The following is a 15,057-nucleotide window of genomic DNA, read 5'->3' on the forward strand; positions in this document are numbered from 1 at the left end:
AACTTTTTTTAAAATCGCTCTCTATAACCACAACGCTGACATAGGGCTTCTGTTAATTGGCTTGTTTCAAAGCCTTGAATCATAGTCTTTGTCCTCTTTTTATCCAAGATCTCTTCCATGGTCTCAGTGAAAATATTACCAAGCACCACAGCGCCTTCCGCATCTAGGCAACAGGGTACCACATCACCATTGGCCAATATACCAATTTGTTGTCTTAGGCCATAGCAAGTACCTGTCTCGTGAAGGATCTCCCCCTCCAGACTGGGCCACTTGAAAACATAACTTTGACTAAGATAGAGGCGTTCTTTTAGCTTCAAGCCTTTTCCTTCCGATAAGACTTCTGTAAGTTCTTCTTGAAGATCAAAAGCCGTCTTGAGATAATGCAGGACCTTCTGATTCTTCTCATATATTGGACTTCCTAACTGGCTCAGGTCCAGATTCCATAATCGTAGTTCGAAAATTATGGGACTGGTTCTTAGACCTTCTTCTACAAAATCCGTCACCGATTCCAAATAGGCTTGATGAGCCTCATTATTACCAATTGTTTCAAAGCTTTGAAGGGAGATACTGACCTGTCTTAGGGCTTTGGCACGAAGGAGAATCTCTTTTTGCTGCTGTAATAAAGTACCGTTGGTGGTTAGGTTCACTTGAAACCCATGATTATGGGACATCTCAAGCAATAAAGCAATCTGATCATGAAGCAAAGGCTCACCTTTGATATGCAAGTAGATATACTTACCATGGCCTTTGAGCTTATTTAAGATGGCTTCAAACTCTGAAGGTGTCATGGTCCTTGGTGCTCTCTCTGACGGTGGACAAAAGGAGCATGACAGATTACATGTATTGGTGATCTCTATATAGATTCTTTTAAAAGTTTTCATATGTCTATCCATTCTATTTTAATTTTAATCTTGATTTTGATTTTAATCTATTTTTCTATTATTGCCTTAGGCGTCATACAATGTACGTTGAACTTATAAGACTTAGTTATGACTCTCTCACCATACTATAGCTATTACGTTCTAAAATCAAGCCTTCTTTCTATATAATCTGATATCACTTTATATAATCTGATAGAGCCAGATATAACCGGATGCATCATGAATCGTATTGCATGGCATCTGAAACTGCTATATAATAAACACATCTATGGTTAAAGGGTCAAAACTAAGTTTCACTAAATTCACACACAATATGTAGATTACGTAGATACATTCGTAACTATATATTGTCTGTGAAAGTTCAACTATATAGTTTTGACACCTTAACCATCTATGTGTTCAACAATAATTTCTCAGTTATACACTTATGATACAAGGAAGGTACAACTATGGCATTCATTACACTGGAAAACTTAAGCAAAAACTACGGTATGAAAACACTTTTTAAAGATATAAGCTTTGTTATTGGCAAAGAAGACAAGATCGGCATCATCGGTATCAACGGCACCGGTAAGTCCACCTTACTGAAGATCATCGCCGGACTGGAATCCATGGATACCGGACAAAAAACTATGCCTAAAAATACAACCATCGAATATCTGCCCCAATCTCCTCAGTTCTATGACGATTTAACCGTTCTTGAGCAAGTCTTAAAAGGCGATTCCCAGACACTTCAGGTCTTACGTAATTATGAAGCCGCCCTGTTAAAATCTGCTAAGGCGCCATCTGATACCAAGGTTCAGGAAGCCCTGATGAAATGCTCGGAAGAGATGACCCATCTGGATCTATGGGATCTGGAGAGTCAGGTCAAAACCATCCTTACTAAGTTATCCATAACGGACTTTGAACAACCGGTCAAGCAACTCTCCGGTGGACAAAAAAAGCGTCTTGCCTTAGCCTCGGCGCTCATTGTACCTTGTGATCTCTTAATTCTTGATGAGCCTACGAACCATATGGACAATGCCACCATCGATTGGCTGGAGTCCTATCTTGAACGTCGCTCCGGTGCTCTGCTAATGATTACCCACGACCGGTATTTCCTTGATAGGGTTACCACACGGATTGTCGAGATTGATCACGCTGCCATCTATACCTATGATGGTAATTACACCACTTTTCTTCAGAAAAAAATGGAACGTATGGCTATGTCTGAATCCTTAGAACGTAAACGTGAAAACCTCTACCGCAGAGAACTGGCTTGGATTCGAAGAGGTGCAAAAGCTCGAACCACCAAGCAAAAAGCCAGAATTGACCGTTTTGAGACTTTGGAAGATACTTCTTATCTTAGAGACGATTCACAAGTTGAAATCTCTGTCGGCTATACAAGACTGGGTAAAAAGACCATTGAACTGACGTCGGTCAAAAAAGCCTACGATGACTTATTGCTTTTTGAAGGGCTGAGTTATACCTTCCTACCGGATGACCGTGTGGGTATTATCGGTCCAAACGGTGCCGGCAAAACTACTTTACTAAACGGCATTCTAGGCAATGTACCACTAACCGACGGTAACGTTGAGCACGGGCCTACCCTAAACATCAGCTACTTCTCTCAAGAAGCCCAAGACATGGATGAAACACTTAGGGCTATTGACTATATTAAAGAAACAGCGGAATACATCTCCACAGAAGATGGGTACAAGCTGTCTGCTTCTGCTATGATGGAGCGGTTTCTTTTTGACAGTGAGCTTCAATACGCCCCCATTAACTCGATGTCCGGTGGTGAGAAAAGACGGCTCTATCTTCTTAAGAACCTTATGATGGCACCCAATGTGCTGGTTCTTGATGAGCCTACCAATGATTTGGACATTGACACTCTAAAGGTTCTTGAAGCTTACTTAGATGATTTTAAGGGTATTGTCATCGTCGTCTCTCATGACCGGTACTTCCTTGACCGGGTCTGTAACAAGATCTTCTCCTTCGAAGCCGATGGTCAAGTGGTTGTTTTTACCGGCAACTATACGGAGTATATGGCATACAAAGAGGTTCACTTAGACGATGATGTGGAAAAAAATACTGTTTCGTCTCAGAGTAAAACAGGTAAAGTCAAAACCGATCGTCTAAAAATGACTTATCAGGAAAAGAAAGAGTATGAAACCATAGAAGCTGAGATGGAAGACCTTGAAGATCAACTGGGTCAAGTTGAGGATGCTCTCTCGGCTTGCCAAAGTGACTTTGTTCTCTTACAGGAATTGAGCACAAAAAAAGAAGCCCTTGAAGCGCTTCTTTTAGATAAGATGGAGCGGTATGAATATCTAAGCGACTTAGATGCTCAGATTCAGAGTCAGTAATATGGTTAAAGTGTCAAAACTATATAGTTGAACTTTTGCATGCACTTGGATGTGAATTTAGTGAAACTTAGTTTTGGTCCTTTAACCGTAATCTGGTTAAGACCTTGGTACAACCGGAATAAATAGGCGGCTGTTTCTAGCTTGTCCTTCTACCGACATAACCTCTAGATGATAAGGCAAAGCTTCTTTGTAGGGACTTGCTGGCAAGTAGTGGTTATAGATATAGGACATAAAATAGTCGATTTGACCAACGTCTTCAATCATATCAAAGAGCAAATAGGCCATCTTGGGAATTTTCTTAATCAGATGGCTTTCATTATCGGCTTCGCCCCTGCTTTGTTTGCCGATAAAATTCATATAGCCTTTGGGGCCTTTGCTTAGCCAACTGACTTTGTATATTTCTTTGGTATTGTCTGTGTCTAAACCCGCCAGTTGTTCTCTCGTCATATGGCGCAAAGTCTCAAAGGAGTTCTCAGAAAAATACCCGATGCCTAGAAGCTCCAGGTCTGACATGAACTTTAACACCGGCTTACGGTTATAAGAACTAACAAACCATAGATAGGCTTCATCCATTCTCTTAACGCCTGTAAAGACGCCTGCCTCCACTTCTTTTCGAATGGCGGAAGGTACTTTTCCAAATACAGCGCTACAGGCCCTTCCAAAAACTTCCGGACTACCAAATCCGAATTCATATGCCGCTTCAATAATCTTACAGGATTTCTCTTCCATATAATGAATGGCTTCTGTAACTTTGCGTCCGCGGTAATAGTCATAAGGGGACAAACCGGTCATCTTTGAAAAAAGCATGGTAAAATGGTATTTGGAAAAACCGGCCACATCCGAAATCTGATCCACGCTTAATTTCTCTTTAAGGTGATCTTCTATATAATTAATCGTATGCAGTACCATTTCCATATCATGCATCGGCTCTGACCCCCAAAGGACATCGTATTCTAATCCATTCGTCTTGTTTTTCTCTCGGATGGGTAATTATAAAGTAAGGTTCTATGATATAGTCTTTTATTAATTCTACATCTTCAAGGCGCTTTAGCCAATCCTTAGCAAACTCATCTTCCGTTAATTTGATGACCAACCATTTGTCCGGGTCAAAGGTCATGGAAGCAGACGGGTAAGTGACGTTCGCCCCCTCTTGAAAACGGTTGCCAAGGAACACCATGGCCTCGTGATCATTAAGCCCTGAGTCCATTATGCGGACCTCATATAAGCGATTCTTCTTCATTAAGCTGGGGTGATTTTTCAGATGTTTTTCATACAGTTGCTCATAGGTGCTATAGATGGCGTATTCCATGATGCCTTCTTCTTTTTTAACCGCTGCTTCTGACCATTCCGAACTGCCTTCCCATGCTTTTTCCAGCTGCTCGCCCCACAACTCCATTTTTTTCTCAAACTGTTCGCCCCAAGCTTCCATCTTGTCTCCGAATTCTTCTGCTTTGAATTCAAAGTTCTTGGTCCACTCCAGGGCACTTTCTTCCCATTTCTTTGCGTTTTGTTCTAAGTGTCGGCCAAAGGATTCCATTAAGTCACCGAATTTGTTAATGGCGCCTTCAAAGTTATGCATGTGTTTCTCATCTTTTTGGTAGCCTAGATTTTTAACACCTGACAATGTCGAGCTATAGGCTTGATGCTTGAGTTCTCCGTATAGAACAACACCGGATAGATGCATGGCTTCTTTTTCTGCTATTTTGATTTTCATAAGAACATCTCTTTTCTTTTTAGATTTTGTTGGTTGTTCTTATTATGCCAAGTTTTTACTCTTTTTGCTTGATGAATCATGCCCTATATGACAGGTATGTGGATAAAATTGACAAATACTGCCTTTATAGACCCACTTCCTATCATCCTGTGCTATAATAATCCTTGATTTATAAATGCTTATTTTATAAATCTTAATTTATGAGTGCTTATTCTATTTTCGTACTATGGAGGTTCCAATGTCAAGAACACAACAAAGAAAAGATATGATTCTTCAGGGTTCATCCCTAAAGGCGCTCGTTACATTATCCATACCTCTTATGGTTGGCAATCTTATCCAAACCCTCTATAATCTAACAGATGCTTATTTTGTTGGAAAACTGGGTTATATTCAGTTTTCCGCTATTTCCTATATATGGCCCATTACTTTTATCTTCTTAGCTTTTAGTATCGGTATGTCCAGTGCTGCCACCTCTTTGATTGCTCAGTCTATCGGTAAGAATGAACATAAAAACGCCGTTACTTTGGCCACGCAATTTTTTATCATTTCACTTATCGCCGGTACCATTTTTGCTGTTATCGGTTCTGCCATGACACCTTTTATTATAAGGCTTATGGGGGCTGAAGGTGCGCTTTTTGACTATAGTGTGGCTTATCTGAAGATCGTTTTCTACGAAATGCCGATTCTCTTTCTTTTTCATGTCTACAAAGCCATGCGTGAAGGTATAGGGGACACCAAAACACCCACTTTTTATCTGGGTATTTCTGTGGTTCTAAACATGCTCCTCGATCCCTTGTTCATCTTCACTTTCAATATGGGGGTAGAAGGTGCTGCTTATGCAACGGTTCTATCTAAGCTTTTGGTCATGGGCTTTATGCTTTATGAGATGTTTAAGCCAAATGATAGTCTATATATTGCCCTTGACCAGTTGAAGGTTTCCATCAAGAGTATGAAGAATCTGTTTGAGATTGGTATACCGGCCAGTGTCGGTCAAACGGTTTCTGCCCTTGGCTTTGCGGTGATGAGCAGTTATGTGGTTTCTTATGGTGATCCCACTGTTGCTGCTTTTGGCCTTGGCAACCGTATTACCTCACTGGTTATGATGCCGGCTTTTGGTCTTGGTGCTGCTTTGGCCACTTTTGTGGGTATTAATATTGGTGCCGGTCAATACGAACGTGCCAATAAGTCTGTTTTTACAGCCATGTCTTTGGGCTTTGGCTTACTCAGTATCGGGAGTGTCATCCTATATATCTTTAGAATACCACTCATACGTCTCTTCATCAGTGATCCTCATGTTATTGATCTGAGTGATCGGTATATGACAGTCTTGGCCTTTGTTTTTCCACTTATGGCCATTATACAGGCTCTACTGGGTGCTTTTTCCGGATCCGGTCACAGCTTATATGTTCTTTTTCTAACTCTTAGCCGTTTATGGCTGCTTCGCATTCCTATGATTTTATGGGCCAAAAATTATACCAACTTAGGCAGTGATGGGGTCTGGTATGCCATGTTGGTCAGTAATGTGATTGTCTGTATCGTCGGCATCTTCATCGTACTACAAGGTAAATGGTTGCGACCGACACTGAAATTATAGTTGGCGAAAGGTAGTATACCGATTACCATCTGTATAAACCACTTTAAGGCCTACTTTGCTTGCGATGTAGGCCATTGTTTTTGGGGTATAAAATGAGATATGACTCATGTCCCGCATATAATGCCAATTCAAGAAAAGATCATCATCATTTTTATGAAACTGTGTCATAACCGCTAATACACCATCCGGTTTGAGTAAAGATGTAAACAGTTCAAAATAAGGTAATGGATCTTCCAGATGTTCCACGACTTCTGTGGTGGTGACCAGGTCATATTTTTGATTCTCATAGACTTTGTCCGGTGCATAAAACAAATCATAAATATCCACTTCATAGCCGTAATGACGCTCAAGAATCTGAGCCAATACCGGTGAAGGGCCACTCCCAAAGTCAAAGGCTTTCTTGCCTTCATTTGTATAGTCAAAAACTGAATCTTCTAAAAAATGATTAAAATATGCTACGTATTTAGGATCTTCGATGGCGTTGTTATGATAATTATAGATCTTTAATGCTTCATCTTCAGATACAAAGTCTTTTGCGTCTTTTGATATTAACTCACAATGAAAGCAACGGTAGTACGTCACGTCAAATTTCTCATGACGAAAGGACTGGGTCTCATGGTTACAGAGTATACATCTATGCATGGTTGTTGTTCCTTTCATAGAAGATTAATTTCGGTCTAGATTCAATAGAAAGTACGGCCTACTTAATTGATACTATAATTAAGTTAATCGACTTTAGATTATAACATAATCTTACCCGTTATCAAAATGCTAGGTTTTCGGTTCGCAAATCTTCACTAGATTAAAACTGCACTTCCACCAACATAGACCTGCATTGTATCATCACCTGCAACCCTTACTTTTACCATTATTTTTGATGGTCTCTTCATGCTATAGCCTTGCTCTATGACGAAATCTCCATGGAATTCATGCTTTTGATATTTCATTAAATAACAGGCTAAGGCTGCATTGGCTGTTCCTGTTGCAGATTCTTCATTGATACCATATCTTGGAGCAAAATTCCTTACATGTGCCTCGCCGTTAGATAGGGTTTCTAAACAAAAAGCATGAATACCGACGACATCATGCTTTTTGCTTATAAGGTTAATCTTTTCAAGATTAGGCCTAAGCCCTAATAATGTCTCTAAGTCTTTAACTTGTAAGATGATGTCTTTAAGTCCTGTTGATACAATCTGTATTGGCATGTCGCCGATATAATCTCTCTGTTGACTGTCAAAACATCCTTCAATCTCTTTTTTATCCATGATCTCATAATACTTGGGTGCATTCTGCTCCATGTAAACATAGTGATCAAGTACCTGAAGTTCTAGAATGCCTGCCTTTGTTTCTTGAGTATAATCTCCAACTGTAATGACGCCTAAGTCTCTTAATAAGTTAAAGGTAGCAATGGTGGCATGGCCACACAGATCAACTTCATCCGTTGGGGTAAAAAATCTAACTTTATAATCAGCTTTCGTTGATTTCATAACAAAAGCCGTCTCAGAATAGCCTACTTCTTTTGCAATTCCCAGCATTTGCTCTTCTGATAATGAATCCGCATCTAAAACAACACCTGCTAGATTGCCGCCATCCACACTGTCTGAAAACGCAGTCACTCTATATATATGGTTTGTCATAATGAACAACCTCCTTATTTAGTTCTCATCTTCCAATATATTGAAAGTCCAAAAATACACATTAATTATATATGAAGGGATAGGATGAGGCGGCCTTTACTTTGCTGTATATTCAATTCTAATTCTAACTTTATTCAAGTCTTTTATCAAGTCGACATTTTTCAAATCAAAGACTAACTTCCCCTCTTTAAATTCATATGAAATCTCCGTCAAGTCACTAGTGATTCTTTGAGGTTTATGCTGACTATAGCATACCCACTGAGATTGCTGTGGTTGCCTTATATAGCTTATATCTATGGTTACTGAGTTAGGCCCAATGTCTATGTGCTCCACCAACTGGTTACTGGCGCAGACATGCTTGGATACATCTCCAATATAAGCAAATCCATGAACAATCGGCGCCCCTATATGATAATATATTTTTCTGCCCTTCATAGAATAGGTCTTAAGATCTTGTTCGTTACACACTTGAAGGGTCATTGAAAAATAATCATAAACAACGTAGCTACCTGCTTTTGTATGATGGGTCTCTTTTAATGCATAGGTTGTGGTTACTTTCTTACGAATAGGATTCATATTAAAGCTTAGCAAATAAAGTACTTTATAGTCCTGAGTATTCGATGACATCTGACTGTAGCTAAATACCGTTACACCTTTTTTAGAAGATACATCATAGGGATTGTATATATAACAAGCATCTAAAGGCACTGCAGGCACGTCCGGTTTAATAATCTCCCCATCGGATTTTATAACCTTTTTAATTAAGGACATATTTTCTTTTCCAAGTTGATCACCGATTCCAATGGGTCCGCAGGAAAGACCTAACCATATCATTTCAAATTTTGCATACTTATTTGGTAATATATATGAACTTTTTCCACTTCTCCTGTTATCATAAAAAGCATATTTCCCTAGAGCCTGAATCATTTTGGAAGCATATAGATGCCAACGCCATCGCTTGGGTCCTTCTACAAAAAAGCTATTTGAATCCGAAGTACTTCTAATAGATGTTACGGATTGCATTTTAACACTGTTTAAAGTCATATGCGGTTGTGTCATACAAAATTGTAGAGACAAGTGGCCACTTTCATTGTTGCTTGACGGTGTTTCCAAACAGGCTTCATCCAGTCCCTCAAAATAATCTTCACTCATCTGAATGCTTCTAAAGCCTGCATGTCGTTCATTCATAAAGGACAACCAATCATGAATCACATATGAAAGTGCCCATCTTGGATGATTAAAAAGTCTTTTAAATAAATCCTTTGCCACGGACTTGTTCTTTGGCATGGCAAAATGATCAATTAAAAAGTCCTCCCTGTTGTCGTTGACATAGATGGCATCTTTTGATATTTGCTTAAAATGACAACCAATCGGCTTTTTCAAAATACTTTGCACATAGGAGAGTTTATCTTTTTGAAACATAGGGATGGTTTTCGCTCTTGCCATCGCAGTCACCATCGAGTTAAAGTTCTTACCTGTCGTTTCTTCTTTTGGCTCCCACTCAACAATAGATGAAGTATAGTGATCCCCATCTTTATGATACCACCAGGAATCCAGTTGATAACTGCCAAAATGAAGGCCAATACTTTCATGATGGGCTACCAGTTTTTTTAATGTATTTTCATAAGAAGTCTTATGAATACTCCTATACCAGTATGCGGACCCTGCATTGGTCCAATAGCTGATGTATTTAAGCAAAACATCTTCTCGAAGTCCTATGGGTTCAACGCGGTGCTCTTGACGCAGCAATGCACCCCACAGATTCATGGTCTTATTCACACCTGTATCAATGACCATCAAGGTTTTGAAACTGGTTTCTTTTTCAATTCGTTCCACCGATCTTGGAATACCACATCGCACTTGTTCGGGATATTTATTAATGCTGACCGTTCCATGTAAAAAGTGGGTCATAGGCGATAAGACCACTGTTTCATAAGCCATATTGGTTATGATGAGGGGGCTATTCTTCCCTTCTCTTAGGCTATCAATTACCCGCCCCTTCCATTGTATAGGATAGTTAAAGGGGGCTTGTCTTTTATAACTTAGACAGGTACAATTCCCCTCAAAGTATTCTCCTTCAAAACTGGGAAAGGAGATGTAGGGGTTACCATAGGGATGTTTATTTTTTTTGCCTTTGATCTCATGATGGTTTATGGTCTCAAAGACAATAAAATAAGGGTAAGCTTTAATAATGCCTGTAAAACTACCCTTCTTTTTTTCTGCTGGTCCATATTCAATTGTCCATTGTTCATAGGGACCAAACCCGTCCTCTCTGACTTCAAACTTCATGTCAAGCGCAATGGCCTTTTCTTTACCCACCCGCGCGACAATGACAGAACCTAGAATGCTTTTATTAAATACAGAAAAATCAAACCAATTTTCCTTTTCATTATAAACAATGTGATAGTTAGGATGTAACGGACGCATGTTCATTCTCCAAGCTATTTTTTATTTGGTCCATTTGCCTGTAAATCGAAGATGACCTATAGGGGTATCAATAAGACCTTCTAAGGCAGTCGTATTATAGAAGTGAATCACCACATCGATTAAAATAATGTCTATGGTGGTTTCAAAAACCAACTCAGTTTCTTTTTCTTTGATTAAGCGTAGTTTTCTTATAAAACCCAGCCACTTTAATGTGCCTTGTAATTTTTTGCCCTTTTTTCCTCTTTTCAATACCAGCGTGGGCTTGAACAATAAGAATAAAGGATGTCGTAATCGATAAGTACCTAATGTAAAGTAAGTTGTCGTATGTTCATCATTAAGCGTTTTCATATTAGGCGATACTATTTTTTTCTTGGTAATAGGACTTCAACTCTAGCTCTGGCAACCGTTCATAATCATGAATAATGGTAGCAAAGTCCTCTAATAATGTGTTAAAGACAGCATCCCAAGATTTTCCTTTTGCATAATTTCTGCCTCTGGTTCCAAATTGATGGCGCATTATGTCTCCCACAATCAACCTCTCAAGAGCAAAGGCAAAGGCTTCGCTGTCATTTGGTTCCACTAAGAAACCATTATACCCTGGATCAATCAAGGTCTTTACACCACCCTTATTGACACCAACTACAGGAAGTCCAGAAGCAAAGGCTTCTAGCACAACATTGCCAAATGTTTCAAAAGAGGAGGGAAAAGCAAAAATATCACAACTGGCATAGATTTCTGCTAATGCTTCTCCTCTTTTGTAACCGGTAAATACCACATTATCCGGCATGGTTTTTTTGAGTTCATTCTCCATAGGACCTTCGCCGGTGATTACCAGTTGAATTCTATCCGAATAAGTATGATTTAAAAGTTGCATTGCATCTCTTAGCACATCTAAATCCTTCTCATGTGATAATCTGCCCACATAAAGTAATCCCAGTTTACCCTCTAGACCCAATTCTTTCCTAAGCTGGACCGATCGCTTATCCCTTGAGAAATGGTCAAAATCAATCCCCCTACCAAAAATACCCGTTCTTAAAACACCCAACTTTTTCAATATTTTTTCAGATTCAACGGAAGGGGTTACGGTTCTAGTGGCTTCTTGGTGAAACCATGCCAAATATTTATCTGTCAGTTTTTCTAGGACACCTAGTTTATAAGATTTCAGTATGGTCGAGAAGTTCGTAGAATAGTTAGAGACTACAGGAATATTATGTGTTTTACCATAGTTTAGACCACATAGACCCATAGTGAATTCCGTCATTGTAAATATGATGTCCGGTCCAAAAGCATCTAGCCTTTTGTTTAATCGAATTAAGTTAGGAAACGTAAGACGGCATTCAGGATATAAAAAGAAAGGCGTAGATAAAAAAGCTTCGATATTGTAGGGTAGATCACTTTCACTTTTTTGTTCTGGTGTTACAAAAATGTAGTCAATATGATTGGCTTTTAAATATTCGCCAAATCGTCTTAAGGTATTGGTGACACCATTGACCTGTGGTAAAAAAGTATCTGTAAAAATCGCTATTTTCATTTTAACCTCCATAGGTGGCTACCATCAAAATGGATATCTTCTCTATCACCTAAAAGATATCATATGAAGGTTAAGCCTTTTTGGCGCCTATGTAAAGTTTTTTTCACAATGTAAAACGCTATACTTTAATTTACCGGATGGATGATATGATCATATTCTTCATTAATCGTCTCACGAATCTCCTTGATTTCACAAAAAAGTGGTTCTGCCATCGGAAGCATTACTTCATAAACGGTACTACCAACAATACCTTTATATTCATTCTTAATCGTTTCCATGACCTTATCCAGTTCCATGGATCTTCTATAAGGTCGGTCTTCTGAGAGTGCCGAAAAAATATCCGCGTATATAATAATCTGAATCTCTATGCCTATATTTTGTGCCTTCGTTTTCTTCGGGTATCCGGAATTATCCAATTTTTCATGGTGGGAACCTGCCCACATCGCTAGTTCTTCTATACCTTTTACATGTTTTAATATTTCATACGTATAATAGGGATGCGTCATCATAATGTTAAACTCTTCCTTGGTTAGAGACGTGGGTTTTTCCAATATCTCTGTAGGAATGGCGATCTTGCCAAAGTCATGCATATAGGCTGCTAATTTAATACCGGAACAAACCTTATCTTCCAAACTCATTTGTTTTGCAAGCCTGAATGCAACATGAGCCACGCGAGCAGAGTGTGCTGCTGTATAACGTGATTTGTAATCGATTACTTTACTTAAGGTTGCAACAAGATCGTTGACCGTCGCAAGATTGTTTTCAATAGAAAAGCAATCGAAATCAACCTTTTCCAGAAGGTCATGCATACCCATATAGTCAATGTCAAACCAGAATTGCTCTTTTTCAGCCAAATCTAAAAAAGCACGATAAACGGTCTCATCAAACAAACTACCCTTCAACTCACTAAGAGTACTTATAACATATGCTTTTTGGTTCAGTGCGAGCTCATCCGTTTTTAAAAGTATTTCAATTCGGTCCGCCAAATGCAAGATAAAGGATTCATAGGGCACCGCCAGTTCATCATTAATGGCTTTGTCGGAAGCTTTTACATGATGATGGCGAATGATTTTACTCATGTGCTCAAAAGGTGTGAAAGAAGATATAATACCTGCACCTAAGCGTTCATGTGCTTCCGGATTCACAACATCCAGTTCTTTGAGTTCAAGGCTATCTTTTACCGTTAAGGCACCAATATCATGAAGGCTACATGCCAATATTAAGTTAGATTGTTGAAAGGTATTCAATCCACAAGCCTCACCTAGGTAGTAGGCGATAATGGCTACACGCCTATGATGATGTTTTAGAATCGGGTTAACCACATCAATCGCATTAATAAACGCGGACATGACATCGAACATCTTAAGATCATAGATCATAACGACCTCCTTGTATCACTCACCAAGTTTATGGTGTTTCTTATCATTATTATACATTTTTTACACTGAAGTTTATATAGAAATGAAAAAACTTGTAAAAAATGCATCACTTCTTTATTCAAGCATGTGATGCATTTTATCGCTATTTTATTTTAACCTCCATAGGTGGTTACTATCAAAATGGATATCTTCTCTATCAATTAAAAACCTATTGTTGAAAGAGGGTGTATTAAATGTTAATCTTAAAAAGGTACTACTAAATTCTTCTTAAATTACTAAAGAATATAGGATTTATAAGTTAGCGCGAAATTTTGGTAATAGTTATGTGTAGGCAATAATAATTAATATATTTATCGAAAGGAAGTTTATATGGAAACGAAATGGGATACTACTCCTAAGAATGATCGATTCGAACCAATATCAGGAGAGAAAACAATGAAGGCTGTTGTCACTGCCGGCAATGGTGGCTATGAAAAACTTGAATGTAGAGAGGTGCGGATGCCTTCACTAGAGTCTGATGAAGTTCTCATACAGGTATTGGCTGCAGGGGTCAACAACACCGAAATCAATACGCGTATTGGTTGGTACTCATCCTCAATAACAACGAGTACAGAAAGTGCAACCGAGAAGCAGTTGGCATTAAGTAATGCGGATGGTGGATGGAATGAAGCAACGCCCTTCCCGTTCATTCAAGGGACAGATTGTTGTGGACGTATTGTTGCAGTTGGCCCAGGAGGAGATGAAAGCTCTATTGGCGCTCGTGTTCTTGTACGCGCATGCATGCGGCGGTTTGATTTTGAATCCATGGAAAATATCTGGATGGGATCAGATTTTGATGGTGCCTTCGCTCAATATGTCAAAGTCCCGGCATCAGAAGCATTTATCGTAAAATGCGATTGGAGTGATGCCGAACTTGGAACAATCCCTTGCGCTTATGGAACAGCTGAGAATATGATTCATCGTGGAAATGTAAATAAAGATGAGCATATTTTAGTCACTGGCGCCTCAGGGGGTGTAGGTTCAGCCGTCGTTCAACTTGCAAAAAGACGTGGGGCAATTGTTACTGCAATTGCTTCGGCATCTAAGGTTGAACAGGTTCTTGCTATCGGAGCGGACCTAGTCGTAAGACGAGATGAGAATATTCTTTCCAAACTCGGTGAAAAAAGTTTTGACATCATCATAGATAATGTTGCAGGACCTAGTTTTGGAGACATGATCAAGTTGTTGAAACGAAATGGAAGATATGTGTCTTCTGGCGCGATTGGAGGACCCATTGTAACTTTTGACATGCGGGATTTTTATTTGAAAGATCTGAGACTGATTGGATGCACCGCATGGGATGCGCCAGTTTTTCCTAATCTTATCTCCTATATTGAAAAGGGTGAAATCAAACCACTTGTAGCAAAAATATTTCCACTCGAACAAATAGCGGACGCTCAAAGAGAATTTCTCGAGAAAAAATTTGTCGGTAATTTCGTATTAATCCCACCATCCGCTGATGAATAAACATTAGGTGAATCAAAGCATGTCGTCTATTCAATTAGCA

General features: G+C 39.2%; 12 protein-coding genes. 3 read left to right on the forward strand and 9 right to left on the reverse strand.

The features are described from left to right. Positions 1–8: 8 nt before the first annotated feature. Positions 9–881: a radical SAM/SPASM domain-containing protein gene (locus PATL70BA_RS03990; protein WP_172596089.1), complete on the reverse strand. Its 873-nt coding sequence runs from the start codon at positions 879–881 to the stop codon at positions 9–11. Between the two features lie 449 nt (positions 882–1,330). Between PATL70BA_RS03990 and PATL70BA_RS03995 the strand changes: the two genes are divergently transcribed. Then, positions 1,331–3,229, forward strand: coding sequence for an ABC-F family ATP-binding cassette domain-containing protein (locus tag PATL70BA_RS03995; RefSeq protein WP_125136170.1), 1,899 nt, complete (start codon positions 1,331–1,333; stop codon positions 3,227–3,229). Between the two features lie 96 nt (positions 3,230–3,325). On the opposite strand, the gene PATL70BA_RS04000 is transcribed toward PATL70BA_RS03995, so the two are convergent. Together PATL70BA_RS04000 and PATL70BA_RS04005 are read right to left on the reverse strand one after the other, a co-directional pair. Next, a complete protein-coding gene (locus PATL70BA_RS04000) occupies positions 3,326–4,153 on the reverse strand; it encodes a helix-turn-helix domain-containing protein (protein ID WP_125136171.1) in 828 nt (275 codons plus the stop codon). Next, positions 4,146–4,943, reverse strand: coding sequence for a hypothetical protein (locus PATL70BA_RS04005; protein WP_125136172.1), 798 nt, complete (start codon positions 4,941–4,943; stop codon positions 4,146–4,148). Before PATL70BA_RS04005 ends, PATL70BA_RS04000 begins: the two co-directional genes overlap by 8 nt. A gap of 238 nt (positions 4,944–5,181) precedes the next feature. On the opposite strand from PATL70BA_RS04005, the gene PATL70BA_RS04010 reads away from it, so the two are divergent. Then, positions 5,182–6,537: an MATE family efflux transporter gene (locus PATL70BA_RS04010; RefSeq protein WP_172596090.1), complete on the forward strand. Its 1,356-nt coding sequence runs from the start codon at positions 5,182–5,184 to the stop codon at positions 6,535–6,537. Here PATL70BA_RS04010 and PATL70BA_RS04015 read toward each other — a convergent pair. The 6 genes from PATL70BA_RS04015 to PATL70BA_RS04040 all read right to left on the reverse strand — a co-directional run bounded on the left by PATL70BA_RS04015 (position 6,532) and on the right by PATL70BA_RS04040 (position 13,511). Continuing rightward, positions 6,532–7,197, reverse strand: coding sequence for a class I SAM-dependent methyltransferase (locus tag PATL70BA_RS04015; RefSeq protein WP_125136174.1), 666 nt, complete (start codon positions 7,195–7,197; stop codon positions 6,532–6,534). The two genes, PATL70BA_RS04010 and PATL70BA_RS04015, sit on opposite strands and share 6 nt — an antisense overlap. 137 nt (positions 7,198–7,334) lie before the next feature. Further along, positions 7,335–8,174 carry a PhzF family phenazine biosynthesis protein gene (locus PATL70BA_RS04020; RefSeq protein WP_125136175.1) on the reverse strand — a complete coding sequence of 280 codons (840 nt, stop codon included), beginning with the start codon at positions 8,172–8,174 and terminating at the stop codon, positions 7,335–7,337. A gap of 96 nt (positions 8,175–8,270) precedes the next feature. Next, positions 8,271–10,607 carry a hypothetical protein gene (locus PATL70BA_RS04025; protein ID WP_172596091.1) on the reverse strand — a complete coding sequence of 779 codons (2,337 nt, stop codon included), beginning with the start codon at positions 10,605–10,607 and terminating at the stop codon, positions 8,271–8,273. Positions 10,608–10,622: 15 nt separating this feature from the next. Then, the gene (locus PATL70BA_RS04030; RefSeq protein WP_125136177.1) at positions 10,623–10,949 is read right to left on the reverse strand and encodes a hypothetical protein; all 327 of its coding nucleotides are present in this window, start codon (positions 10,947–10,949) and stop codon (positions 10,623–10,625) included. A gap of 1 nt (position 10,950) precedes the next feature. Then, positions 10,951–12,132, reverse strand: a complete 1,182-nt coding sequence (locus PATL70BA_RS04035; RefSeq protein ID WP_172596092.1) for a glycosyltransferase family 4 protein — start codon at positions 12,130–12,132, stop codon at positions 10,951–10,953. A 125-nt stretch (positions 12,133–12,257) separates the two neighbouring features. Beyond that, a complete protein-coding gene (locus PATL70BA_RS04040; RefSeq protein WP_125136179.1) occupies positions 12,258–13,511 on the reverse strand; it encodes an HD-GYP domain-containing protein in 1,254 nt (417 codons plus the stop codon). A gap of 369 nt (positions 13,512–13,880) precedes the next feature. Between PATL70BA_RS04040 and PATL70BA_RS04045 the strand changes: the two genes are divergently transcribed. Next, complete coding sequence (locus PATL70BA_RS04045) at positions 13,881–15,017, forward strand: alcohol dehydrogenase family protein (RefSeq protein WP_197715785.1); 1,137 nt, start codon at positions 13,881–13,883, stop codon at positions 15,015–15,017. Positions 15,018–15,057: the final 40 nt, after the last annotated feature.

The organism is Petrocella atlantisensis (assembly GCF_900538275.1).
Taxonomy (GTDB): Bacteria; Bacillota; Clostridia; order Lachnospirales; family Vallitaleaceae; genus Petrocella; species Petrocella atlantisensis.